The 23,763-nt window shown below is 61.2% G+C and carries 16 protein-coding genes, 1 tRNA gene and 2 pseudogenes; 9 read left to right on the top strand and 10 right to left on the bottom strand.

Translation table 11 applies throughout. From position 1 onward, the window contains the following. Positions 1-205 precede the first annotated feature (205 nt). Positions 206-279: transfer RNA gene (locus tag DDF78_RS11490), tRNA-Arg, on the bottom strand. A gap of 370 nt (positions 280-649) precedes the next feature. Between DDF78_RS11490 and nhaA the strand changes: the two genes are divergently transcribed. Both nhaA and DDF78_RS11480 read left to right on the top strand, forming a co-directional pair. Beyond that, on the top strand, positions 650-1,894 hold the full coding sequence (nhaA, locus tag DDF78_RS11485) for a Na+/H+ antiporter NhaA (RefSeq protein WP_152581842.1): 1,245 nt from the start codon (positions 650-652) through the stop codon (positions 1,892-1,894). A 275-nt stretch (positions 1,895-2,169) separates the two neighbouring features. Beyond that, positions 2,170-2,850, top strand: a complete 681-nt coding sequence (locus DDF78_RS11480) for an LOG family protein (RefSeq protein WP_202613285.1) — start codon at positions 2,170-2,172, stop codon at positions 2,848-2,850. Positions 2,851-2,980: 130 nt separating this feature from the next. On the opposite strand, the gene DDF78_RS11475 is transcribed toward DDF78_RS11480, so the two are convergent. From DDF78_RS11475 to DDF78_RS11465, 3 genes are all read right to left on the bottom strand, one after another. Further along, the gene (locus tag DDF78_RS11475; RefSeq protein WP_152581840.1) at positions 2,981-3,652 is read right to left on the bottom strand and encodes an O-methyltransferase; all 672 of its coding nucleotides are present in this window, start codon (positions 3,650-3,652) and stop codon (positions 2,981-2,983) included. A gap of 246 nt (positions 3,653-3,898) precedes the next feature. Then, a complete protein-coding gene (locus tag DDF78_RS11470; RefSeq protein ID WP_152581839.1) occupies positions 3,899-4,915 on the bottom strand; it encodes a succinate dehydrogenase/fumarate reductase iron-sulfur subunit in 1,017 nt (338 codons plus the stop codon). Positions 4,916-4,999: 84 nt separating this feature from the next. Next, on the bottom strand, positions 5,000-7,012 hold the full coding sequence (locus DDF78_RS11465; RefSeq protein WP_152581838.1) for an FAD-binding protein: 2,013 nt from the start codon (positions 7,010-7,012) through the stop codon (positions 5,000-5,002). 120 nt (positions 7,013-7,132) lie between these two features. On the opposite strand from DDF78_RS11465, the gene DDF78_RS11460 reads away from it, so the two are divergent. Continuing rightward, entirely contained in the window at positions 7,133-7,477 is a 345-nt protein-coding gene (locus DDF78_RS11460) for an MGMT family protein (RefSeq protein WP_152581837.1), read from the top strand. A gap of 11 nt (positions 7,478-7,488) precedes the next feature. On the opposite strand, the gene DDF78_RS11455 is transcribed toward DDF78_RS11460, so the two are convergent. From DDF78_RS11455 to DDF78_RS11440, 4 genes are all read right to left on the bottom strand, one after another. Next, complete coding sequence (locus DDF78_RS11455) at positions 7,489-9,093, bottom strand: DNA-processing protein DprA (RefSeq protein WP_152581844.1); 1,605 nt, start codon at positions 9,091-9,093, stop codon at positions 7,489-7,491. Positions 9,094-9,245: 152 nt separating this feature from the next. After that, the gene (locus DDF78_RS11450) at positions 9,246-10,778 is read right to left on the bottom strand and encodes a YifB family Mg chelatase-like AAA ATPase (RefSeq protein WP_152581836.1); all 1,533 of its coding nucleotides are present in this window, start codon (positions 10,776-10,778) and stop codon (positions 9,246-9,248) included. Further along, positions 10,778-11,233: a YraN family protein gene (locus DDF78_RS11445; RefSeq protein WP_152581843.1), complete on the bottom strand. Its 456-nt coding sequence runs from the start codon at positions 11,231-11,233 to the stop codon at positions 10,778-10,780. Before DDF78_RS11445 ends, DDF78_RS11450 begins: the two co-directional genes overlap by 1 nt. Before the next feature lie 470 nt (positions 11,234-11,703). Continuing rightward, positions 11,704-12,588, bottom strand: coding sequence for a pyridoxamine kinase (locus tag DDF78_RS11440; protein WP_152581835.1), 885 nt, complete (start codon positions 12,586-12,588; stop codon positions 11,704-11,706). Between the two features lie 377 nt (positions 12,589-12,965). On the opposite strand from DDF78_RS11440, the gene DDF78_RS11435 reads away from it, so the two are divergent. From DDF78_RS11435 to DDF78_RS11415, 5 genes are all read left to right on the top strand, one after another. Then, a complete protein-coding gene (locus tag DDF78_RS11435) occupies positions 12,966-14,282 on the top strand; it encodes an O-acetylhomoserine aminocarboxypropyltransferase/cysteine synthase family protein (RefSeq protein WP_152581834.1) in 1,317 nt (438 codons plus the stop codon). Between the two features lie 142 nt (positions 14,283-14,424). Continuing rightward, the gene (locus tag DDF78_RS11430) at positions 14,425-16,107 is read left to right on the top strand and encodes an ABC transporter substrate-binding protein/permease (RefSeq protein WP_152581833.1); all 1,683 of its coding nucleotides are present in this window, start codon (positions 14,425-14,427) and stop codon (positions 16,105-16,107) included. After that, positions 16,107-16,889: an amino acid ABC transporter ATP-binding protein gene (locus DDF78_RS11425; RefSeq protein ID WP_152581832.1), complete on the top strand. Its 783-nt coding sequence runs from the start codon at positions 16,107-16,109 to the stop codon at positions 16,887-16,889. The genes DDF78_RS11430 and DDF78_RS11425 overlap by 1 nt, the downstream gene beginning before the upstream one ends. A 218-nt stretch (positions 16,890-17,107) precedes the next feature. Further along, positions 17,108-17,932 carry an ABC transporter ATP-binding protein gene (locus DDF78_RS11420; RefSeq protein WP_152581831.1) on the top strand — a complete coding sequence of 275 codons (825 nt, stop codon included), beginning with the start codon at positions 17,108-17,110 and terminating at the stop codon, positions 17,930-17,932. Continuing rightward, positions 17,920-20,622, top strand: a complete 2,703-nt coding sequence (locus DDF78_RS11415) for an ABC transporter permease (RefSeq protein WP_152581830.1) — start codon at positions 17,920-17,922, stop codon at positions 20,620-20,622. The genes DDF78_RS11420 and DDF78_RS11415 overlap by 13 nt, the downstream gene beginning before the upstream one ends. Before the next feature lie 186 nt (positions 20,623-20,808). On the opposite strand, the pseudogene DDF78_RS12475 reads toward DDF78_RS11415, so the two are convergent. Next, a pseudogene (locus tag DDF78_RS12475) lies at positions 20,809-21,336 on the bottom strand (LuxR C-terminal-related transcriptional regulator); the annotation flags it as partial. 123 nt (positions 21,337-21,459) lie between these two features. Then, positions 21,460-21,567 (bottom strand): annotated as a pseudogene (locus DDF78_RS12470) (DNA-binding response regulator); the annotation flags it as partial. Positions 21,568-21,867: 300 nt separating this feature from the next. On the opposite strand from DDF78_RS12470, the gene DDF78_RS11405 reads away from it, so the two are divergent. Beyond that, positions 21,868-23,112, top strand: a complete 1,245-nt coding sequence (locus DDF78_RS11405) for an MFS transporter (RefSeq protein ID WP_415482550.1) — start codon at positions 21,868-21,870, stop codon at positions 23,110-23,112. Positions 23,113-23,763 lie beyond the last annotated feature (651 nt).

Raw genomic sequence — 23,763 nt, 5'->3', positions numbered from 1 at the left:
GCATACCGGCGACGAGCCAGCCCCGGGCAGCGGCGTCGACTGGAACGAACTGCACGCCAGCACCCCATACCCCAACAACACCAGCTAAAAACCACAGTCTAAACCAACACGTTTGTTCCTATAACCCACATGCTCAGGATTTTCGCCGCCTGAAGCAGGTATGCAAAAGCCCTACAGCCATTGTGGCTGTAGGGCTTACGCGCTGTGCGCCAGACAGGATTCGAACCTGCAACCTGCTGATCCGTAGTCAGCTGCTCTAATCCATTGGGCTACTGGCGCATGTTGTCACGAGGCTTTGTTTCCTTGGCCTTGTTTTTGGCAACTCATATAAGATACAGCGTTTGCCCATACGTGGCAAACACGGCGTGTCGCTGCGTTGGCAAGGTGAAACATGATGGCTTTTGGTATAAATAGAGGTTGACAATATAAGACATTGTGCTGATGACTTGGTGGGATGATCGCAGGTGATCCACATGGTTCAAGGCTCAATGGGGCCTGGCAGATAAACGAATCCGCGGAATCGGAGTGTTGTAAAGAGATGAATGCCCAGCAGAAAAGGTTTGCCACGAGCTGATGCCGAGGGAAATGAAGACTCGTTTTCAGCGGGCACATACAGCCCACCATGACGGATAAGTTGGATAAGGACGATATGAGAACACACGGAACGCTGACTGCTATCAAGCGCTTGGGCGCGTCGGACCGGGCTTCGGGCCTGATTATGCTCGGGTGCGCGCTGCTGGGCATTGTGCTCGCGAATCTGCCGGCCACGGCTGACGCCTTCGCGCTTGTCGCGCATACGCATGTTGGCATTCCCGCGACCAACATCGATTTGCCGATCGGGCACTGGGCGCAGGACGGGCTGCTGACCATCTTCTTCCTGGTGGTGGGGCTTGACCTCAAGCAGGAGCTGACCACGGGGACGCTGGCCAATCCCAAAGCTGCCGCCGTGCCGATGCTCTCGGCGATAGGCGGCATGCTGGTTCCTCCGGCGCTGTTCCTGCTGGTCGCCCATGTGCTGCACTCGATGCAGCCGGGCGGTGCAGCGGGTGGACTCGGCGCTATCGCCCAGGGCTGGGCGATTCCCACGGCAACTGATATCGCGTTCTCGCTGGCGGTGCTGTCCCTATTCGCCAAGGCGCTGCCCGGTTCGATTCGCGCGTTTCTGATGACGCTTGCCACGGTCGATGATCTGCTGGGCATAATCGTCATCGCCGTGTTTTTCTCGCATCTCAATGAGTGGTACTGGTTCGCGGGGCTTGCTGTGTGCGCGGCAGTCTGGGCGCTGCTGGTGCGCATGCGCCGCGTGCCGTGGCTTGCGGTCGGCCTCGTGGGGATCGCGGCGTGGGTCATGATGTTCGAAGCCGGGGTGCATCCCACGCTGGCAGGCGTGCTGGTCGGCCTGTTCACGCCTGCAATCGAACGGCATGGCGAATTGACTCCGCGCGCGGCGCGCTATCGAGACCGGCTGCAGCCCCTGTCCGCGCTTGTGGCGCTGCCGATTTTCGCAATGTTCGCTACGGGCGTGCATTTCGATGCTTTCAAACCTGCCCTGTTCGTCTCGCCGATTGTTATGGGCATTATCGTTGCGCTCGTTATCGGCAAGTCGCTCGGCATCATGGCCACGTCATGGATATGCAGGCATCTCGCGGGGCTGGACTTGCCCGAAGGACTGCGCGTGCGCGACCTGTTCCCCATGTCATGCGCCTGCGGCATCGGATTCACCGTGTCCTTCCTGATTGCATCATTGGCATACAGCGACGTCGACATGGTTGCGGAAAGCAGAATCGGCATTCTGCTCGCCTCGCTGCTTTCCGCCGCCGTCTCTGGCATTTTGCTGCACCGCCAATCCAAGCGCTATGAGCGTGAGCATGCGGGCGTTGAGTCCGGTGCTTGACAATCCGATGACTGACAAAATATACAATCGCAATGCGTGAACATGTGTGAACAAGGGAGCAAAGCATGACCGAGAACGAGACCGAATCCGAGGGTGGACTGTCGGTGAACGAGAATACCAAGGGCGAGCAGCCTACGAACGACTCTTTAGCCGAATCTAACGGTTCCGGCGAAGGTAGCGAAGACGGCGAAGGCGATGACACCAGCCAGGATAACAGCAGCCGTTCGCCGCTGGGGGAGGGATACCGGCGCGGCCCGGTGCTGCTGCGCGGCTCGATGGTCCCGAGCGACAACACAACCGCCAACCTACTCAAGGAGGAGCAGTCCACCGATTGGCTACACATGGATCCGTGGCGCGTGCTGCGCATTCAGGCCGAATTCGTCGACGGGTTCGGTGCGCTGGCCGAGCTCGGGCCTGCGATAAGCGTGTTCGGATCGGCCCGGTCCAAGGAGAGTGATCCTGACTATCTCAGCGCTATGCACATGGGCGAGGCAATTGCGAAGCACAACGTCGCCGTCATCACCGGAGGCGGACCGGGAATTATGGAGGCGGCCAACCGTGGGGCATCGAGCGCGGGCGGCAAGTCGGTCGGCCTAGGCATCGAGCTGCCGCGCGAGCAGGGCATCAACCAGTGGGTAAACCTCGGCATCAGCTTCCGCTACTTCTTCGTGCGCAAAACGATGTTCGTGAAATACTCCTCAGGCGTCATCGTCTGCCCCGGAGGATTCGGCACCTTGGACGAGCTCTTCGAACTGCTCACCCTTGTGCAGACGCATAAGGTCAAATCCATCCCGGTCGTGCTCTTCGACACGGCGTACTGGCGCGGGCTGTTCGACTGGCTGGGCGCGACCGTGCAAGGGCGAGGATTCATCTCGCCGCTCGACCCCGAGCTGGTGGCATTCACCGACGATCCCGATGAGGCGGTGCGGGTCGCGGTCAGCGGAATCGCGCAGTAGGCACTCGTGTAGTTTGTGAAGTTCGTACGGCTTGTTGGCCGTTGATCGTTGGCCTTGGGATTTAATTCCGACAGTTGGCCTCGTGTAGCGTTCGAAAACGCCTAACGTTCGATTGAACGTCCATTCGCTCCTAGTTCTTGACGGCGATGAGCATACCAGTGCCGACGGGCACAAACGTTGAGATGAAGCGCTCATCGGACTGTACTTCGTCGAGCATAGTGCGCATGGCAACTGCCTTGTCGCTGCGGTCGGCGGGATTGAGCACGCCGCCGTTGGATTCGGAGCCTTCCAACGCCATGACATCGGTGAAGACAATCATGCCATGCTCCCCGAGCAGACGAGGTGCCTGCTCGAAGGCTGCGGCATAGTTTCCGGCCTCGCCGCATACGGCGATGAACTGGTAGGTTCCAGCGTTCAAACGCGGCAGGAACACCTCGACCGGGGCGTTCACGGCGCGCAGCGTGGTCTGCGTCACGTCGTCAAGCTGCGTGAACAACGAACGAATCAGGCCGATGCCCTGCGCCGAGGAATCGACGGCCGTCAGCTGCCCGCGTCCCTCGAGCCCTTTAACTAACTGCAGCGTCTCCACGACGGAGCCGGTCCCGACCGCAATCACCGACGTGGCACCGATAATCCGCACGAGCAGATTCAGCAGTTCGGCCTGCTGAGCCGACCCTTGGGGGGAGCCTGATTCCTCGGCATGCCGGCGCACGGCGTTCATGTCCTCGGACTGGTGCGAGAACGCCCGGTCCTCGGCGAGTTCCCACATTTTCGCAAGATTGGTGTACGACGTCTTATCCATGACTCCCTACTCTACCGGCATGTGAGCGGAATGTGCCGCGAATACGGCGAAAATTCGCCTATTAATGATTCTTCGTGTTGACGGGCCACGTTCGGATGCACGGTAAATACGGTAAATCATGTCTGACGTATGAAATGTAACGTTGTATGGGTCGATTCCGTTGTATTTCATACGTCAGCCTCGAGTTAGCGTGCAAAAAGCTACGCATCCGCGGCGGCATGACTTCAGTAATGCAGCTTGTGCGATTCAGCGCTCACGCACGGCGGTGGTGAGCTGCCACATCTCCTCGCCGACGTCGATGCCACGCGGGCACTGGCGTCCGCACGCACGCACCGACTGGCATGCGGCGATGCCGTCAGCGGTATCGATGGCATCGAGTCGCTGCTGGGCCGCATTGTCGCGCGAATCGTTGAGGAAACGCGAGGCCATGACCAGTGCCGCAGGCCCGATGAAAGCCTCGCCGCCTGCGAACACCGGGCAGCTGCCCTCGCATACGCCGCAGGCGATGCAGTTGCTCAGCAGCTCGTACTTGGCCAGCTGCTCGGGCTTTTGCAAATATTCGAAGACATCGACCTTGCCTTCACGGGTCGTGGCGAGTTTGCCATCGGCCTGCAAATATGGCTGAAGACGTTTAATCTGGTCGAGCATCGGGTCGATGTCAGCAATCAGATCGCGCTGCACCGGGAAGCCAGGCAGCGGTGCAAGTTCGATGATGCCAAGATCGGGCGCGGACTGCGTCGACGCGGCCGTGCTTTCGGCTGCATTGACGTCTATAGCGCTGGCTGAATTTGTGCTCGCATTCTCAGTTGCCTCTATGGCGCTGCCATTCGATGTGGCAAAGTCGTGTGCTGCTGCGGAAGCGTTGACCGTTGCAGTGCGTCGGAACCCATCGTTGTGTGCGTTGTGCGGTAGCTGTTTCGCATAGTCGGATACTCGCGCCGTGCACAGCAGCGTCGGCGTGCCGTTGACGGCGACCGCATCCGAGCCGCACATGCCGTGTCCGCAGGAGTAGCGAAACGCGAGCGTCGGGTCGAGTGTGCGTTTGATGGTGAGCAGGCAATCCAGCACAGTGTCATGCGGGTGGATGCGCAGCGTGTATTCCTGGCTCCATTGCTTGCCGCGTGGGCGTTTTCGCGTGGAGCCGAAAGGCGATGCGGACTTTCGCAAGGCGCTGCTGGCGTGGCGGTTCGGTCGCTCGGGTCGCGGCGCGAAGCGTTTCACCCGTATCGTGACCGTCGCCGTAGCATTGCCTATGCCGCTCATGCGCCCGCCTTTCCTGCTGTGCTGCACTGATTGACGCCACTATTTTGCCATGAGGTTCGGTCAGTTCGAGCTGACCGCCAGACGCTAATAGGTGCGTGCCTGTGGCGGCATGTCGAGAATATGCACGGGTTGCCACAGCACATCCTCGTCGGCTGCGGTCATGGAATGGGCGAGATAATGCTCGTCGTCGCGCTCGGTGAAATCGGTGCGGTACAGGGATCCGCGCGATTCATGCCGCGCATCGGAGGCGCGCAGCACGACGTCGGCGAGCGTGGTCAGATGCCGTGCCTCCCAAATCGCGGTGAGCTCCTGATTGAACGCTGCCGCCGACGCATGGCTGCGAAGGGCTTGCGCGCGGGACGATGCCACATTGCGTAGCCATGTGCGGGCGGTTGCAATGCTGTGCGCGTCGCAGCGTACGGCGAGGGCGCGTTCCATTGCTTCGCCAAGCTCGGACATCAGCTCGTAAGGATTGTCGTCGAGATTATCAGCAGAGTTGTTGGTGGAATTATCGTCTGAATCGTGCGAATCGGAGGGCATTGCGGTGGTGCCAGCGTCGGTCGCTTCATTGGCCGTATTGATCTCGGCGTTGTGGCCTGAGAGTAAGCCATCTCGGGAATCGGACGAGTTGACGCTCTGCGATAGGAGCTGCTGCACATCCGCACGACGGCGCTCGGCGCTCACGCTGACCAGATCTTCGTTGGCATTGTTTGCTTCGGCGTTGACGAATGCATCACTGATTGCTGCATCACCTTCGCCCGTAATCGGCTGCGTGATCTTCCGCGCGATGGCTGCGCCGGCGCGATTGCCGAACAGGCAGGCGTCGAGCAGCGAGTTGCCGCCCAGTCGATTCGCCCCATGCACGCTGACGCAGGAGCATTCTCCAGCGGCGTACAGCCCTTGGACGATGCCGCGTGTGCCTTCATGCCAGCGGTATACCTCGCCGTCGAGGCTTATGGGGATGCCGCCCATCGTATAGTGCGCGGTCGGCTTGATCGGCACATAATCCCGGCTTGGATCGAGATCGGCATAGGTACGAATGGTCTCAAGCACCTGCGGCAGGCTCTGCTGCATATGTTCGGTCGGGATGCCCGTCATATCGAGCCATACGCAGTCGTGCGGCCCATCGGGGTCCTTCGGGTCCGGCACGCCGAGACCTTGCTCGACCTGGTCGATGATGGCCCGGCTGACGACATCACGAGCCGCTAGATCGCCGTGCTCGGGGGCATAGTGCTGCATGAAGGCCTCACCGCGCGCATTGCGTAGCACGCCGCCTTCGGAGCGGACCGCCTCGGAAAGTAGTATGCCGCTGTGGGCCAGCCCGGTGGGATGGAACTGAATGAACTCCATGTCCTCAAGCTGCAATCCGGCCTCGAGCACCAGCGCCATGCCATCGCCGGTCAGGTCCCAGGAGTTCGTTGTGGTATGGAACAGCCGCCCTGCGCCGCCGGTGGCAAGCAGCACGGTTCGCGCGTGCAGTGCATGGACGTCGCCCGTATGCGTGTCGAAGGCGACGATGCCGCGCACCGCGCCTTTCGACTCGTTCAGCACCAGATCGGTGACGACCCATTCCTCGGCGAACTCGACGCCGTTCGCCACGCACTGCTGCCAGAGCGCGAACAGAATCTGATGCCCGACGCGGTCGGCGGAATATGCGGCGCGTCGAATCGGCGCATGCCCGAAATCAGCGGTGTGGCCGCCGAAACGCCGCTGGGCGATATGCCCGTCTGCGGTCCGGGAGAATGCGGCCCCTGAGCGTTCCAAGTTGATGACGGTTTCGGGCGCGTACTGCGCGAGCACCTGCGCGGCGTCCTGATCGACCAGCCAATCGCCGCCTTTGACGGTGTCGTAGTAGTGCCAATGCCAGTCGTCATGCTCGACGTTGCCCAGACTCGCCGCGATGCCGCCTTCGGCCGAGCCAGTGTGCGAACGCAGCGGCTGCAGCTTGGAAATCACCAGGATCTTCGGTTCCGCGCCGTTCTCCCGCGCCGTCTGTATCGCCGGCGAGCGCAGCAGCCCCAAGGCCGCAGACAATCCGGCGGCTCCGGCACCCACGATAATCGCGTCATACATTTCTTCCACATGTTCGGGACTCATACCCTCGATTCTTGCACACGGCAGGACTCGCGGGGCCGGTCTGCCGCGCGTCCGGGCGCGTTTGGCTCGTCGGGTGCGGACCGGCATCGCATTTTCGAGCCGGTGGCCGATAATAGGGTCATGAGCGAATCCTTCAGCAGTCGTGTCTACGATGTCGTCCGCCGCATTCCGATGGGCAAGGTGGCGACTTATGGCCAGGTGGCGGCCTTGGCTGGCAACCCCCGCAATGCGCGCATCGTCGGATATGCCCTGCATTCCAATCCGGAGCCGGGTGTCATTCCCTGTCATCGTGTGGTCTTCCGCGACGGCTCGCTCGCTCCCGGATTCGCCTTCGGCGGCCCGGAACGCCAGCGTGCACTGTTGGAGGACGAGGGCGTGTCCTTCATCCCGCCCGCCAAAAGCCATACCAACGCTGGCGAGGAAGGCTGGCTGGTCGATTTGCAGCGCTGCCAGTGGCAGGAGTGAATCGAGTTCGGTCATGAGAGTTGCTCCTTCTGTGTCGGGGCATCAGGGTGGCTATTGTTTCGAGCGTTGCCGGAGTTGACGCTCACTTGTTGTGTGATGCGGATCGCGCCGCGATCGAATTCGACCATCCCCAGCAGCTCCATTTCGCCAAGCGTTTCGGTCAGCCGTGCGAATGTCGTGTCGCCGGTGAGCATGGAGAGTATCGCTTCAGGATTGGCAACCAGTTTTCGGCGGTGGCAGCGTCGTATGGCGGTGTGCACCGACTCATATCGGCGCGACTCTTCAGTTTGCTCGGGTGTAGTGTTTTCTGGTGCCTGCTTGTCGTTGGAACTGCCGGAGAGCAATTCGTTCGTCTGCTCTGCCTGCTCGCCTGAGTCTGCCGATATGCCGGATTCGAGCGAATCCGCTGACTTGGTCGGCTCCGCTGGCTCTGCCTCCGGGGCAAATCGTTCATGGCGTTTGTGGCAGAGCTCATCGATATGATGCGTCGAGCACAGAATGATGGCTTTGCCGTCGCGGATGAGCGCATTGCAGCCGGCATTGTCCGGCGAATCGATGTCGCCGGGAACCGCGTAGACCTCACGCCCCAGCTCCGCCGCCCAGTTCGCGGTGTTGAGCGCGCCGGAGCGAGTCCGGGCCTGTGCCACGACAACCGTTGAGGACAGGGCGGCGATGATTCGGTTGCGCAGCAGGAAACGCCGCGCTTCGGGCACTGTACCGGGGCATAGTTCGCTGATAAGCGCTCCGCCGTTGGCAAGTATGGCTTCGAACAGGCGCTCGTTGCGCTGCGGGCCGATATGGTTCAGCCCTCCGGCGAATACCGCGACGGTGGTGCCGGCCCCGATGTCGTCGCGGCGCGAGGCTTCAAGCGCGCCCCAATGCGCAGCCGCATCCGTGCCGAATGCGCCGCCCGAAACGACGACATGGCCATCGGCCGCCGCCTGCAAAGCTATGTCATGCGCGACGCTTCGCCCGTATTCATTCACCCCGCGCGAGCCGACAATCGCTATCGGCTTGGGACACGTGACAAGGCTTGATGGCTCCCCATATCCCCACAGACACAACGGCGCCGCCCAATCTTTGCGCGTGGACAGGTCGGCCAGCTGACTGGGCCAGTACCGGCTATGCGGCGCGATGATCCACTGGCTGCCGTCCATCGTGAACCAGTCCGACAGCGGCTGCGGGTCGTGACTGGGCAATTGCGTGAAGCGATCGAGCCATCGGTGCAAAGCCCGCCGGAAAACCTGCATGCCCCGGTGATCGACACTGCGGCCCCAGCGCGCGATGCCCGTGGCAAACATGGCTTCCAGCTCACGCTGCGCATACATGCTGGTGCTCGACAGGCTGGTTTTCGACGGACAGGCTTTCGGTAGTTCAGATTGTGGTTGACTGGATTTCGGTTGACTGGATTGCGCCATGTCGCTTGTGAATTCGCGCAGCAGCGCTACCACTGACTGCGCGTTCTGTGCGCCTTTGAGCAGGGCGAACATCAGGGCGTCCGCGCCATCGAGGCAGAAGGTAAGCGTGGCTCGGGCGAGCGTCTCGGCATCAGGCGGCGAAACCACTGGCTGACTGTTCGGTGAAGCGACCGTACCATCGCTGACTGCAGCGCTCATGTGGCTGGGCACATCGTTCTCGTTGCTGTTCGTAGCATCGGTCTGACTGGTTGCAGCGCCTTCCGGCCGCATGGCACCTGACTGTCTGATCTCAGTGGATTTATGCCCGTTTGGAGTGTCTGCGCCGCCGAGAATGGCGCCCATGCTGCCGTTCATGACAGCCTCGTGCGTAGCGCGATGCCCTGCATCATCTCGGATTTGCCGGGGGAGTCCTTGCCTTCGAGGTCGGCAAGCGTCCACGCCAAGCGCATGGCGCGGTCGGCTCCGCGCAGGCTCAGCCGTCTGCGTTCCAAGGCCTGATTGACCAATTCGACGGCCTGACGCGAAGTGTTCTCCCGCAGCCAAGTGCCTCCCGCCTGGGCGTTGCAACCCCAATGACGCTCGCGGAAACGCTCCCTTGCTGCCGCACGCGCCTTGGATACCGCCAGGCGCATATCCCGGCTGCATGCGCCCTGCGCCGCAAGCTGCCCGGTGATGCGTTCGACGGGCGGCACTTCCACTTGGATGTCGATGCGGTCGAGAATCGGCCCCGAAAGACGCGAAAAATAGCGCACGCGGTCCTTCTCCCGGCAGGTGCAGCGTTCCCCGTCGCCGTATCCGAAGCCGCAAGGGCAGGGATTCGCCGCCATGACCAGCTGAAAGCGTGCCGGATAGTAGGTGGTTCCTTTGGCGCGCGACAGCGCTATATACCCTGATTCCAATGGCTCGCGCAAGGTTTGCAGCGCCCGAGGGGAGAACTCAGGTGCCTCATCCATGAACAGGACGCCGCGATGCGCCCGCGTAATGGCTCCGGGCTGGGCGATTCCTGAGCCGCCGCCGACCAGCGCGGCGTTCGACGCGGTATGGTGCGGCGCCTCGAATGGCGGTATGTCGCTGATGCCATAGCTGCCCAATGTCCCGCACAAGGAGCGGATAGAGGCGACTTCGAGCTGCTCCGCATCATCGAGCGGGCTCATGATGCCGGGCAGGCGCGAAGCAAGCATGGTTTTGCCGGCGCCCGGCGGCCCGGTCATCAGCACATGATGCCCACCGGCCGCAGCCACCTGCAGTACCCATTTCGTGTGCTCCTGGCCGACGACCTCGCTCATATCCTGTGGTTCAATCGGAGCCTGACTGTCATGTGACAGCGCATGCGCCTCATCTCGGCGCTCGGGGGCCAGCTGGTACTTCGCATTTCCTCCCATCATCTCGATAAGCTCGCCGACGTGGCGCACACAGACTGTATTCAGCCCGCCGACCAGCCTAGCCTCGTCCTCATTGGCATGCGGCACGATGATGCGGCGCAAGCCGTGCTGCTTGGCATGCAGCATGATTGGCAGCAGACCATTGATCGGTAGAACCGTGCCATCGAGATTGACCTCGCCCAGCACAATGGTGTCTATGAGATTGTCCGCGTCTATCGCGCCCGCTGCGGCGAGCACGCTAGCGGCTATCGCCAGATCATGCGAGGAGCCGCGTTTGGGCAATGAGGCAGGTGAGAGATTGACGGTGACGCGCGTCTGCGGCCAGGAGAAGCCGCTCGCCTGGCAGGCTGATTTCACGCGTTCGCGGGCCTCGCTCAGCGAAGCGTCGGGAAGCCCGATGATGGAGAAGTACGGCAGACCGGGCGAGATGAAGGACTGAATCTGGATGACGAAGGCCTTGAGCCCGATCAGGCCGATCGACAGAGCGCCGCCGATAGCCATCAGAACGCCTCGGGAATATAACGCACGCTCGGCCCGCTCGCCTCAAGCAGAATGCTGATGACATCGAAGCGCACGCCGTTATGCGCGATGCGATGCTCCGGCTCAAGCAGCCACTGCACCCCGGCACGGCGCAATCGCAGCCGTTTGCGCGCAGTCACCGCCTCCTGCGGGCTCCCATAGCGCATGGTACGGCGGGTTTTCACCTCGACGAAGACGATCGTGCGCTCCGGGTCGAGCATGACGAGATCCAATTCGCCATAGCGCGTGTGCCAGTTGCGCGACAGCGTCGACCAGCCGCGCCTGGCCAGCCAGGCAGCGGCGTATTCCTCGCCGAGGACGCCGAAACGTGCCGGAGCGAGCGTCGGGTCCCGCAGCTGCGCGGACAGCTCCTGCAGTGCGCTCGCCGCTGCCAGAGCCGGAGATTCGATGCCTCGAATCGTGGCGGCATGGGTCATGCTGGACTGTTGTGCGTTGCCTGGCAGGACATCGAGAGGATGCGCGCCGATGCCCTGCGAACCGATGCGTTCTGTGTTGGCAGGGCATTGCGTATGAATAAGCGGGCGTACATCGGTGCGGGTCTGGGTATCAATAAGCTGTATGTTCATATGACCAGTTGACCAGAAAACGCTCGCGGAGCACAGCGATTTCAGGTCATGTGGTCGAAGGGTACGAATCCGGCGTGTTGTGGATAGGATGTGGACAAAATCGAGTTATCCACAATGCCGGATGGGCGTCTGCAGCGTACGTTTTATGGCATGTTTCAGGACTCGGTATTGGAAAACGTACGCTAACCACGGCTCAGTGTACGTTTTCCAATACGGGAGTGTGCAACGTGCTGCAAAACGTACGCTGCGGGCAGTCTAGGGACGCATGCCGTCTGCCCAAGCCGGATCAGCCCAGCCAAGCCCAGCCCAGGCGCCGCACCTCACTTCACCAGCGAAGCCAGCTCGCCCAGATTGAGCTCGAAGCTTACGCCGCGATCCTCGTAATGCGGCTGGTTGCGGGTGCTCTGCATCGCATGGCGCACGAATTCGCCGGCGATCTGCGCCGACTCCACAAGCGTGCGTCCTGCCATCACCGCTCCGCACAGCGCCGAAGCGAAGGCGTCGCCGGTGCCGTGAATCATGAAGGGCAGCTTCTCGTGCGCCAGCTCGCGCTTGGCCGCAACGCCGGTCGCTGCGCTTGCCACATAGTTGCGCAGCTGCCCGTCACCGCGATCGATGCCCTTGAGCACGACGTTCTTGGCGCCGAGGTCGAGCAGCGCCTGCAGCACGACGTCCACCTGCGCATCGTCAAGATTCTGCCCGGCATACTTGCGCCCGGTGAGCAGGCTGGCTTCGGTCAGATTCGGCATCAGCACATCCGCGCCGTCGGCCAACTGGGCCGTGGCACGGCACAGCTCCTCGGTGTAGGTCGGGTACATTTCGCCGCCATCGCCCATCACCGGGTCGACCAGATGCAGCGCCTTGGGATACTCGCGATACAGCCGCTGAATGATGGCCACCTGCTCGGCCGAGCCGAGGAAGCCGCTATAGACGCCGTCGAGATCGACATCCTCCTGCTTCCAGGCGTCGAGATACCCGCTCAAGATCTCCGTAGTGTCATGGAAAGTGAACACCTTGTACTTGGTGTGGGCCGAGAACAGGGCGGTCGGCACCGGGCAGACATCGCAGCCGGCCGCCGAAAGAATCGGAATCGCCGCCGTCAGCGAGCACTTGCCGTAGCCGCACATGTCGTGCACCGCTGCGACGCGCGGAATATAGCGCGGGTCGCGTTCGAACAATGTCACATCCTGAGCATCCTGAGTCATGAATAGCCTTTCTGTTGCACGCACGGATGGTACCCGGGCGATTCAGGCCGGGCACCATCCGAAGGATTCGCCGTATACGACTCTAGACCCTAGCCGTGCGCCGCTACGGGGCGTTTTCGTCGTCCGTCCGCTCGGCGTGTCGGGCAGGTCTCAGGGCTTGCCGGCGACGTTTTGCGCACCAGAGTTTTCCGCGTCAATGCCACGTATCGCAACGTTTGCTAATCGGTTATAAGAGAACGCGATAGCGCCCAGCTTGCCGTTGAGCCGGCGAACGCCGTAGTCTCAGGTTATCGCTTCGCCAGACGCCCATAGCGTCCCGACGGAGCGGGCCAACGTTCCGCAACGCACCAACAAATCAACCAACAGAAGAGGATGACATGAGCGAGAGCAACCACCAGTACCGTTTCGAGACCCTGCAGCTGCACGTCGGCCAGGAGGAGGCCGATGCCGTAACCGATTCGCGGGCCGTGCCAATCTACGCGACCACGAGTTACGTGTTCCACAACTTCGACCATGCCGAGGCGCGATTCGGTCTGAAGGACCCGGGCAACATCTACGGCCGCCTGACCAACTCCACACAGGGCGTGTTTGAGGACCGCATCGCGGCGCTCGAAGGCGGCACCGCTGGTCTGGCCGTCGCTTCCGGCGCGGCCGCGGTCGAATATGCGGTGCGCAACATCACCCAGTCCGGCGATCATCTGGTCTCCTCAAAGAACGTGTACGGCGGTACCTACAACCTCTTCCGCCACACGCTGCCGCGCGACGGCATCACCACCACCTTCGTCGATCCGGAGGTTCCGCAGAACTTCGAGGACGCGATCCAGGACAACACCAAGCTCATCTACTTCGAGACCTTCGGCAACCCGAACGCCGACCTGCCCGACTTCGAGGCCATCGCCGAGATCGCGCATCGCCATCATCTGCCGGTGATCGTCGACAACACCTTCGCCACACCTTATCTCTTCCGCCCGCTTGAGCACGGCGCGGACATCGTCGTGGAATCCGCTACGAAGTTCATCGGCGGACACGGCACCACGCTGGGCGGCGTCGTTGTCGAGGGCGGCACGTTCAACTGGGCCGAGGTGCCGGGCAAGTTCCCGACGCTCACCGAGCCGGATCCCTCCTACCACGGCCTCAACTTCTACGAGGCGCTGGGCGGCGCGGCCTACGTCACCCGCATTCGCGCGATTCTGCTGCGCGACACCGGCGCGGTGATCAGCCCCTTCGCGGCCTTCCTGCTGCTGCAGGGCACCGAGACGCTTTCGCTGCGCGTCGAGCGCCATGTCGAGAACGCGCTCAAGGTCGTCAAGTACCTGCAGACCGTGCCGGAAGTGGAGTCCGTCTCGCACCCCAGCATCGAGGGCAGGCGCGACCACGAGCTCTATCTCAAGTACTTCCCGAACGGCGCCGGCTCGATCTTCACTTTTGACATCAAAGGCGGCAAGGATGCGGCGCGCGTGTTCATCAACAATCTGCACCTGTTCAGCCTGCTCGCCAATGTCGCTGATGTGAAGAGCCTGGTGGTTCACCCGGCTTCGACTACCCATTCGCAGGAGACCGCTGAGGAGCTGGAGGACCAGGGCATCCACGAGGGCACGATTCGCCTGTCGATCGGCACCGAGAACATCGAGGATATCCTCGATGACCTGAAGGAAGGATTCGCGGCATTGCGCGAATCCGGTCTGGCGAAGTGACGCCGCGTTCTTGATATCACAGCATTTGGTGGCATGAAACGCATTCGCACAGCACAATAGCCGCCCGTCGGTTATAGAAGCTAAGCTGCTCGTCCAGAAACGCAATATTCTGGGCGGGCAGCTTAGTTTTGAAGGGATTGAAATGACAAAGGTTAGGCGACTCTTCGCTGCCACGATAGTTTTGGCCGCCGTGCTCTCGTTTGTAGCGCTTATCGGCGGCGGACCCGCTATGGCAGCGGGCTCTTCGGGCAATTCGAAGGACAACCCATACGGTCTCGTCGAGCCGGGCGTGCTGCTCACCGGCACGCTGACCGATGCGCCGCCGAACGTGTACCTCAAAGACGGCAAGTTCACCGGCTTCGACAACGATTTGCTGGTTGCTGTCGCCAAGAAGCTCAATTTAAAGGTTGAGTTCGTCGGCACCGAGTTCAGCTCGCTGCTGACGCAGGTGGCGCGGGGCAAATTCGACGTCGGCTCTTCATCCATCAGCATCACGGAAGAGCGGAAGCAGACCGTCGATTTCACAAACCGCTATGACTTCGGCTACTTGGGCCTTATCGCCCCGGCCGGCTCTCCTGTCAAGTCGTTCAACGATTTGGCGGGCAAGCGCGTCGCCGTGGTGCAGGGAACGGTGCAAGACGACTATGCGACCCGCAAGAAGCTGAACCCGGTTCGCGTCAATGATTACAATGCGGCGCTCAACCAGCTGCGCACGGGCGGGGCCGCCGCATGGATCGCTCCTGCCGAGATCGGCGAGAAGAGCGCCAAGGAGTCTGGCGGCAAGCTTGCCGCAGTCGATTCGGTACTCGATCCCGGCGGCATGGCATACGCCGTGGCACCGGGCAACAACGCCCTGCGCGAGGCGCTGAACAAGGGCCTCGACGAGGTCATCGCCGACGGCACCTGGCTGAAGCTGCAAAAACAGTATTACCCGGGGCGCGCGATTCCGAAGGAATTTGTGCCGGGCTCAGGGAAGGGCTCCATCGAAAAACCCACGAGCAACAGAGCCAGCTCAGCCAGCGGCAGTTCGCTAGGGTCGGTGTGGTCGGCATTCTTCGATTTCAATGCCATGAAGAAGGCGTTCCCCGATCTTCTGAAGGTGGGGCTTCCAAACACGCTGATACTCGCGGTGACATCAGGCGTCATCGGCACGATTCTGGGTCTTTTGCTCGCGGTCGCAGGCCTGTCTCGACACCGCTGGCTGCGGTGGCCCGCTCGGGTCTACACCGATATCTTCCGCGGCTTGCCCGCGGCGGTCACCATCCTGCTGATTGGCGTCGGCTTCGCCCCGCTCGGCATCGAGCTGTGGGGGCCAAATCCCTATCCGCTAGGTATCCTCGCCCTGTCGCTGATTGCAAGCGCCTACATCGGCGAGATTTTCCGATCCGGCATTCAGAGCGTCGACAAGGGGCAGAACGAGGCAGCTCGCGCAATCGGTTTCTCAAGCGGCGCATCGATGCGTCTCGTCGTGATTCCGCAGGGCATCAGACGGGTGCTGCCTGCGCTCGTGAACCAGTTCATCGCGCTCATCAAAGACTCCTCGCTGATCTACTTCCTGGGTCTTCTCGCCAGCCAGCGCGAGTTGTTCAGAATCGGTGCCGACGCTGCCGCGAACAGCGGTAACCAGTCGGCGCTGGTGCTCGCCGGGCTGTTCTATCTTGCTATCACCGTGCCGCTGACCCACTATGTGAACCACATCGATAAGCGGCTGCGCGAGGGCAAGCCGGTCAAGCAGGACCCCGACGAGCAGGCGCCGAGCGGTGCCGAGTCTCGTGGCATCGCAGGCGCAACGGATAGCGAGACACAGAAGCAGGTGCAGGCATAATGACCGTGAACGAAACAACCGCCGTGACCAACGAATCAAAGACAACGGCTCCGCAGCGCAAAGGCGTCAGCGTCGCACTCAACGACGTTCACCTCGCTTTCGGCTCGAATAAGGTGTTGCGTGGCATCAGCTTTGAAGTGCCCGCCGCCACGACCGCCTGCCTCATCGGCCCCTCGGGGTCGGGCAAATCGACGACGCTACGTATCGTCAATAGGCTCGCCGAGCCGGATTCAGGCGACGTACTGCTCGACGGCCGTTCGGTTCTCAGCGACAATCCCGACAAGCTGCGGCAGCGTGTAGGCATGGTATTCCAGCACTTCAACCTGTTCCCGCATAAGACCGTGCGCGAGAACGTCACGCTCGGTCTGATCAAGCTCAAGGGGCTTAAGGACGAGGCGAACGAGCGTGCGCTGCTCGAACTCGACAGGGTCGGGCTTGCTCACAAGGCGGATGCGCGCCCTGTGAGCCTGTCCGGCGGGCAGCAGCAGCGCGTCGCCATCGCTCGCGCGCTCGCGATGGATCCTGAGGTGATGCTCTTCGACGAAGCCACTTCGGCGCTCGACCCCGAGCTCGTGAAGGGCGTTCTCGGCACTATTACCGAGCTTGCGGACTCAGGCATGACTCTGGTGGTGGTGACCCACGAAATGGGCTTCGCACGATCGGTCGCCGAACAGGTGATGTTCATGGATGAGGGGCGGATCATCGAGTCCGGTCAGCCGGACCAGGTGTTTGAGGACCCCAAGTCTGACCGCCTGCGTCACTTCCTGTCGCAGGTGCTCTAGATTAAGCGCACAGTTACGTTCCTATAGCCCTCATATAACTCCGTCTGCCTTTTCATAAGCCGGGTTCTTCTCTCATTCGCAAGGATGAGAGAAGAACCCGGCTTTTTCGGTCTTGCGCATGATGTCGCCCGGCCGTTCGCTTGCGTAGCGTGAAAGGTGTTCCGAACAACAATGCTCTGAAACGCAACGAGCATCGAGTACGCAAGGAGAGCGAAGCGATGACAGGAAGCAATCCGGTGGCGATAGAAGCCATCAATCTTATGAAGGACTATGGGCGTGGCGAGAATGCGGTCCATGCGCTGCGCGGCGTGAATATCAGCTTTGAGCAAGGGCGATTCACCGCGATCATGGGGCCCTCTGGCTCCGGCAAATCCACCCTGATGCACACTTTGGCCGGCCTCGATTCGGCCAGCGGCGGCAGAATCATCTTCGACGGGGCCGAGCTTACTTCGATGAACGACAATCAGCTGACGTTGCTGCGCCGGCACCGCGTCGGGTTCATCTTCCAGAGCTTCAACCTGCTGCCGATGTTCAGCGCCGAACAGAACATCCTGATGCCTCTGACTCTGGCCGGCGAGAAGCCGGACCGCTCATGGTTCAAGGTGCTCGTCGAGACCTTGGGGCTTGAAGGACGCTTGAGCCATCGGCCCAATGAATTATCCGGCGGTCAGCAGCAGCGCGTCGCCATCGCACGCGCATTGATCAGCAAGCCCGCCGTCGTCTTCGCCGACGAACCGACCGGCAACCTCGACTCCGTGTCCAGCGCCGAAGTGCTCAGTTTCCTCAAACAGTCGGTCAAGGAGCTGGGCCAGACCGTCATCATGGTCACCCATGACGCGGTTGCCGCCTCCTACGCCGATCGCGCCATCGTCTTCGCTGACGGCCGCATCGTGGCCGATGAAACCGATCCCGCCGCCGAACGCATGAGCGAGCTGCTCATGGAGGAGCGCGACTGCGTCACTCGAAGCAGCGCAGCGCCCACCGTTGCCCAGCGCATGTCCGACAGCCTGGCCGATACTAAGGACTTCCCATGTGGTCAGTGACTTTACAGCTTATGAAGAAAAGCCTGCGGATGCTCATTCCCGCAGGCATCGCCATCGTCATCGGCACGGCGTTCATCGCCAGCACCTTCCTCTTCGGCAACGCGATGAACAATTCGCTCAGCTCGCAGCTTCTGGCCTCGTTCGGCCAGGCGAATTACACCGTTGCGGCCAACAGCAATGCCTCGCCGGAGGATCAGCGGGGCCGTGCCGCCGCTGATTTCCACCTCGACGCGATGCGCGCAATCGACGGCGTCGACGGCGTGCGAGCCGATGCGCGAGCGAATATCGAGGCCAGCAAGGCAGGCAAGCATATTTCGGCTGTCGCCATCGGGGGAGCGAACGATGCAAAACTGCTTCCGGTGACTGTCTCCCAAGGCAGGCAGCCGAAAACCAGCAATGAGATTGTGCTTCCCTCAGGCACGGCGCAGCAGCTGGGCGCGGGCGTCGGCGATGCCGTCGAAATCAGCGGGCAGGCTTCCACCGTCCCGGACGGCCCGGATGGCCCGGGAGCTTCGCTGTCTGGCGAAACCGCCCGGCACATGCAGGTCGTGGGCCTGAGCGACGATCCGAACGGCGCCTTCGCATATTACGGGGGAGCGGCGATTGTGAACGATGCCGATTTGGCGGCTCTCCAAGGCTTGCCGAGCTTCGATACGGTTCAGGTCCCCGGGCTGTATCTCGATGTCAATCCGGCCCAGGCCGACGCAGCCCTCGCGCGCATTCGGCCGCTGCTGCCCCAGAACTTCACCGTTCAATCGCGTCAGGCGGCTTCGGAAACGGCGCTTAAGCAGATGAACGGGGGCGGCATGAGCCCGGTGACTGTATTCCTGATGATTTTCGGCGTCATCGCAATGCTCGTGGCCGCGCTGGTCATCGCCAACACCTTCCAGGTTCTGGTTGCGCAGCGCCGACGCACCTTCGCATTGCTGCGCACGATTGGCGCGAAACGAGGCCAGATCTACCGTTCGGTGATTCTCGAAGCGATGCTGCTTGGCCTGGTGTCCTCTCTGATCGGCATCGGCGCAGGCATCGGCATCATGGCGCTGGCGGTGCGCTCGGATGCCTTGGGCAAGGCGCTTACCGGCGCATCGACCCATGCCTCGCTGGTCATCACCGCGCCGGTTATCGCCGTCCCGCTGGCGTTCGGCGTCCTGATGACCGTGCTGGCTTCGCTTGGCTCGGCCCGCGCGTCCACCAAAGTCACCCCGCTTGAAGCCTTGCGGCCGATGGAACTCAGCGAAGCCGCGTCGACCGGGTACCACCTGCGTACGGCTTCTGGCGCGCTGATTACCGTTGCCGGTGTGGCGCTGGCAGCGTTCTCCGTCGTGCGCATGCACGGTTACATCAGCGCGGGGGAGCCTACGCAAGGCTCCGGCGCCAACGGATATTCGATCATCCTGCTCATCGCAATCGCCGGGTGCGTGGCTGTTTTCCTCGGTCTTGCGCTGACCGCCGCCTCATGGCTGCCCAAGCTGATGAAAGGCGCTGGCACGCTGGTTTCCTGGGCTGGACCATCGGCCAAAATCGCGAACGCGAACGTCCAGAAGAACCCGCGCCGCGTCGCCGCCACCGGCTTGGCACTGCTGATTGGCGTGACACTGGTCTCGACCATCGCGACCGGGGCCGCCAGCAGCAAGGAGACGATGAACAATGCGCTCAACACGCGCTACAGCGTCGATCTGGTGGCGACGGGATATGGTTTGAATCAGCGCTCCGCCAGCAAGATATCGGCTGTGCGGGGCATCTCCCACACGCTGTATGCGCCTGTTGCGACTGGCATAGTCGAGGAATCAGGCCATAAGTATTCGACGCTGCTGGTCGGCGTGGCTGATGCTGGCAAGCTGCAATCGGTGATGCATGCGAATCTTGGCGGTGTGCAGATCGCCGGGAAACGCGCGCTGTTCCCCAAGTACTCCGCGTTAAGCGGCAAGGCGATGGATCTCAAAGACACTGCGACCTTCCGGGCGGGTGACGGTGGCGGAGCCGCGCACGTTGGTTCTGAGACTGGTTCGGGCAAGAATGCAGGGAAAGCGCTGTCGCTATCGGTCGACCAGAGCGATTTCAGGCAAGTGTCCGACAATTATGACGCTGTGGTTTTCGTGGATGACACGCTTTTCGCATCGGACACGCTGACGACGCAAAGCCACATTCTGCTGGCCTCCGTCGACCCGCATGCCACGAATCTCGTGGACACCGTTCAGAAGGCGCAGGCCGCGCTCGGCTCCGATTCCGGGGTGAGCCTGACCGGGCCAATCGCCAAGCGGATAAGCTGGGAGGGCATCGTCAACACCATGATGACGCTGCTGATCGGGCTGCTTGCGGTCGCGGTGCTGATTGCGCTGATTGGCGTGGCCAACACCCTGAGCCTGTCCGTCATCGAGCGGACGCGCGAATCAGCCACCTTGCGCGCCATCGGCATGACACGAAGTCAGCTGCGGCGTTCCCTGTCTGTAGAAGCGCTGCTCATCGCGCTGGTCAGCGGACTGGCGGGCATCGCGCTCGGCACGCTGTTCGGCTGGCTGGGCTCCTACATCGTCTTCAGCCTCTACGGAGACATCGCGCTGCCCTTTGACTGGAAGACCAATGGCATCGTGCTGCTGGTTGCCGCCGTAGCCGCGCTGCTCGCCAGCGTGTTCCCGGCGAGGCGCGCACTGAAAACCGCTCCGGTAGAGGCGCTCGCCGAGGCGTAATCTGATCGGTGTTCTGCCGTTGTCGCATCAGGCGGTGCGCCGACTGTGGCAGTGTCCGCCTTGCTTAAGCAGAGTTGGGACCCGATGGGTCCCAACTCTGCGTTTCTGTACTTGTGAGTGGCCGTGTCCTGAGAGTGCAACTCACACTTTTTGAGACTGCCTGAAAAAGTGTGAGCCAAAAACCGCTTACGCCTCGATCAGCCCGTTTTCATACGCGAACACGACGGCCTGGACGCGGTCGCGCGCGTTGATTTTCGCCAGAATATGCGCCACATGCGTTTTGACCGTCGGCAGGCTGATGAACAGCTTGTCGGCGATCTCCTGATTCGACAGGCCGTGGGCGATTTCGATGAGCACTTCGAGTTCGCGCTCGGTCAGGTCGTCCAGCTCCGGGTCAGTGTAGCGGGCTGGAGCCGAAGTGTTTCCATCGGTTTGCGCGCCGTAGGGCAGCTGACCGTTCCTCTGCCCATTCATTCCGCCTTGGCCGTTCTGCATATTCGGCCCAGTGCCGGCGATCTCCCCATCCAACATCTTCTCGATAAGCCGTTTGGTCGCGGTCGGCGCGATGATCGCATTGCCCTGGAAGACCGTGCGAATCGAATTGAGCAGCGTCTCCGGTTCGGTGTCCTTGAGCAGAAAGCCCGAGGCTCCGGCGTTGATGGCGGACATCACGTATTCGTCGAGGTCGAAAGTCGTGAGAATGATGACATGCGTCGTCTGCGGCACCTGCGGGTCGCAATCGTCGTTCTGCACCTTGGCATCCGGATTCGGCGGCACGGTATTCATCGTGCTAATGCGCCGCGTCGCCTCGATGCCGTCCATGCCGGGCATGCGCACGTCCATCAGCACCACATCAGGGTGCAGCGTTTCCGACAGCGCCACCGCCTGTGCGCCGTCATTGGCCTGCGCCACCACCTGCATGTCGGCTTGCGAGCCAATCACCATCGAGAACCCCGCCCGCACTAGTTCCTGGTCATCCGCAATGATTACCCGTATCCGCCGCATTTCGCTCATGCCCCCACTCTAGCGAACCGGGTGGCTCTTGCACGGCTGCGACTCTCGGAATTCATTATCCGGCACCGCCATCCAGTTCAGCGCTTGATGCGCCAGCCGCCATAATGTTCACGCGATATTCATCCTACGGCCGCGAATCGAGCCGCGCAGACCTCTACGATGGAGACGATACGATAAGAACAGTTCATAACACCGGGGTTTGCGATGATTGATGTGCCAGAGCGATCAACAATGAAATTAACAAGCACCGAAAAACGCTGGATCGTCTACGATGTCGGCAATTCCGCCTTCGTGCTGCTTTCGACCGCCGTGGTGCCGATCTATGCGAACTCCCTGCTGCATGCGGCGGGAAAGACCAACATCGTGTCGACCTGGGGCTACGCCCAGACCATCGTCTCGATCGTCATTGCACTGCTGATGCCGGTGCTCGGCTCGATCGCCGACGTGCAAGGCATGAAAATCCGCTTCTTCCTCGGCTTCTTCGGCACGGGCGTGGTGGCGTGCTGCGCGCTGGCCGTGCCCCTAGCATGGCTGCCGTTCCTGATCGTCTTCATGCTGGCCACCATTGGCCTGAACGGGTCGCTGACCTTCTACGATTCGATGCTGGTCGACACAACGTCCAATGAGCGGATGGACAAGGTCTCGGCGCACGGCTTCGGCTGGGGCTACATCGGTTCGACGGTGCCGTTCATCCTGTGCATCGCGCTGATTTTCGCCGGTCCTGCGGCGTTCGGATGGAGCACGGCGGCCTGCACGAGAGCGTCCTTCATCATCACGGCGATCTGGTGGGCGGCGTTCACCATCCCGCTTCTGACGAGCTACAAACAGACCCATTACCGCACGACCGCCGATCACATCGGCGAGGCCGTGCGCAGCTCTTTCACCGAACTCGGCCACACCTTCACCAGAATCGTGAAGAACAAGCCACTGTGGATGTTCATGCTCGCGTTCTTCTTCTATATCGACGCGGTCAACACCGTGATCTCGATGAGCACCTCCTACGCCACCCAGCTTGGCATCAATTCCACGCAGCTGGTGATCGCGCTGCTGGTCACCCAGTTCGTCGCCTTTCCCTGCTCGATCTGGTACGGGAAGCTCGCCGGGCACTTCGGCACGAAGACGATGATCATGGTCGGAACGGCTGCCTACCTGTTCATCGTCTTCTTTGCCGCATTCTTCATGCGCACCGCCGTCGATTTCTGGATTCTCGCCATTGCCGTCGGCGTGTTCCAAGGCGGCATCCAGGCCATGTCGCGCTCGTACTACAGCAAGATCATCCCCAAGGACCACGCGAACGAATACTTCGGCTTCTACGACATCTTCGGCAAAACCGCCTCGATTCTTGGCACCTTCCTCGTCGCCACGGCTACTGCGCTGACTGGCAATCCCTCGATAGGCGTCCTCTCCATCGCCGCACTGCTGCTCGTGGCCCTCGTGCTGCTCGCCCTGCAAAAGGACCTCACCAAGCAGCAGTAGACAATGCGATGATTTACCAATCATCTGTGTTTATGCGCAATAAGATGTCATCTGGAAAGAGCTGGAAGCTCGTCAGCGGCCTTTCAACCATCATTTTTCGTGCTGGCTACATTTATTAAGCAGATTTCGCCTGAATCACAGCGAGAACAGCATGGTGATTGGAAAACGATTCTTACGAATCGGCAGAATTTCGCCATTGTGAGTCGGCAGGTTTCGGCTGTCTACTTTCGTACCTGCTTAATAGACGAAAAAATGCTGAATAGATGCGAATAGGTGTAAATAAATGATTGAAACGGCGCCTATCGGTCAGATGCTCTTGCATCGTACGATGTTTTGCATCTATTCAGCAGATTTTTCGCCAACTAAGCACTTCGCCAAGTATCGATGATATTCAGCAATTTGGAAACGTTGAGATACCGCCATTCCATGAGTGTCCGAAAACCTGCAAAACGCAGATTCGCCTCCATCGGACCCAAATCTGCTTAATAGAAATCAGACAGCGATAATCTGTTGTATATGGCATTGGGGGTGCGGTGGAAAACTTGGACACGTTGTTGTGTTTGCTTGTTCATGCTATCAGGCCGAGTGAACGGCGGTATTGGTCGGGGCTTGTGGAGCCGAGGGAGCGTTTGATGCGGGTCGTGTTGTACC

The organism is Bifidobacterium tibiigranuli, from assembly GCF_009371885.1.
GTDB lineage: Bacteria > Actinomycetota > Actinomycetes > Actinomycetales > Bifidobacteriaceae > Bifidobacterium > Bifidobacterium tibiigranuli.
Note: the sequence above shows the minus strand (reverse complement) of the source record. Positions and strands in the feature narration are given on the sequence as shown.

What these genes read in the sequence shown, in the direction of transcription:
- nhaA (WP_152581842.1), top strand. Translation starts at nt 650, where the DNA reads ATGAGAACACACGGAACGCTGACTGCTATCAAGCGCTTGGGCGCGTCG.
- DDF78_RS11480 (WP_202613285.1), top strand. Translation starts at nt 2,170, where the DNA reads ATGGTCCCGAGCGACAACACAACCGCCAACCTACTCAAGGAGGAGCAG.
- DDF78_RS11475 (WP_152581840.1), bottom strand. Translation starts at nt 3,652, where the DNA reads ATGGATAAGACGTCGTACACCAATCTTGCGAAAATGTGGGAACTCGCC.
- DDF78_RS11470 (WP_152581839.1), bottom strand. Translation starts at nt 4,915, where the DNA reads ATGAGCGGCATAGGCAATGCTACGGCGACGGTCACGATACGGGTGAAA.
- DDF78_RS11465 (WP_152581838.1), bottom strand. Translation starts at nt 7,012, where the DNA reads ATGAGTCCCGAACATGTGGAAGAAATGTATGACGCGATTATCGTGGGT.
- DDF78_RS11460 (WP_152581837.1), top strand. Translation starts at nt 7,133, where the DNA reads ATGAGCGAATCCTTCAGCAGTCGTGTCTACGATGTCGTCCGCCGCATT.
- DDF78_RS11455 (WP_152581844.1), bottom strand. Translation starts at nt 9,093, where the DNA reads ATGAGCGCTGCAGTCAGCGATGGTACGGTCGCTTCACCGAACAGTCAG.
- DDF78_RS11450 (WP_152581836.1), bottom strand. Translation starts at nt 10,778, where the DNA reads ATGGCTATCGGCGGCGCTCTGTCGATCGGCCTGATCGGGCTCAAGGCC.
- DDF78_RS11445 (WP_152581843.1), bottom strand. Translation starts at nt 11,233, where the DNA reads ATGACCCATGCCGCCACGATTCGAGGCATCGAATCTCCGGCTCTGGCA.
- DDF78_RS11440 (WP_152581835.1), bottom strand. Translation starts at nt 12,588, where the DNA reads ATGACTCAGGATGCTCAGGATGTGACATTGTTCGAACGCGACCCGCGC.
- DDF78_RS11435 (WP_152581834.1), top strand. Translation starts at nt 12,966, where the DNA reads ATGAGCGAGAGCAACCACCAGTACCGTTTCGAGACCCTGCAGCTGCAC.
- DDF78_RS11430 (WP_152581833.1), top strand. Translation starts at nt 14,425, where the DNA reads ATGACAAAGGTTAGGCGACTCTTCGCTGCCACGATAGTTTTGGCCGCC.
- DDF78_RS11425 (WP_152581832.1), top strand. Translation starts at nt 16,107, where the DNA reads ATGACCGTGAACGAAACAACCGCCGTGACCAACGAATCAAAGACAACG.
- DDF78_RS11420 (WP_152581831.1), top strand. Translation starts at nt 17,108, where the DNA reads ATGACAGGAAGCAATCCGGTGGCGATAGAAGCCATCAATCTTATGAAG.
- DDF78_RS11415 (WP_152581830.1), top strand. Translation starts at nt 17,920, where the DNA reads ATGTGGTCAGTGACTTTACAGCTTATGAAGAAAAGCCTGCGGATGCTC.
- DDF78_RS11405 (WP_415482550.1), top strand. Translation starts at nt 21,868, where the DNA reads ATGAAATTAACAAGCACCGAAAAACGCTGGATCGTCTACGATGTCGGC.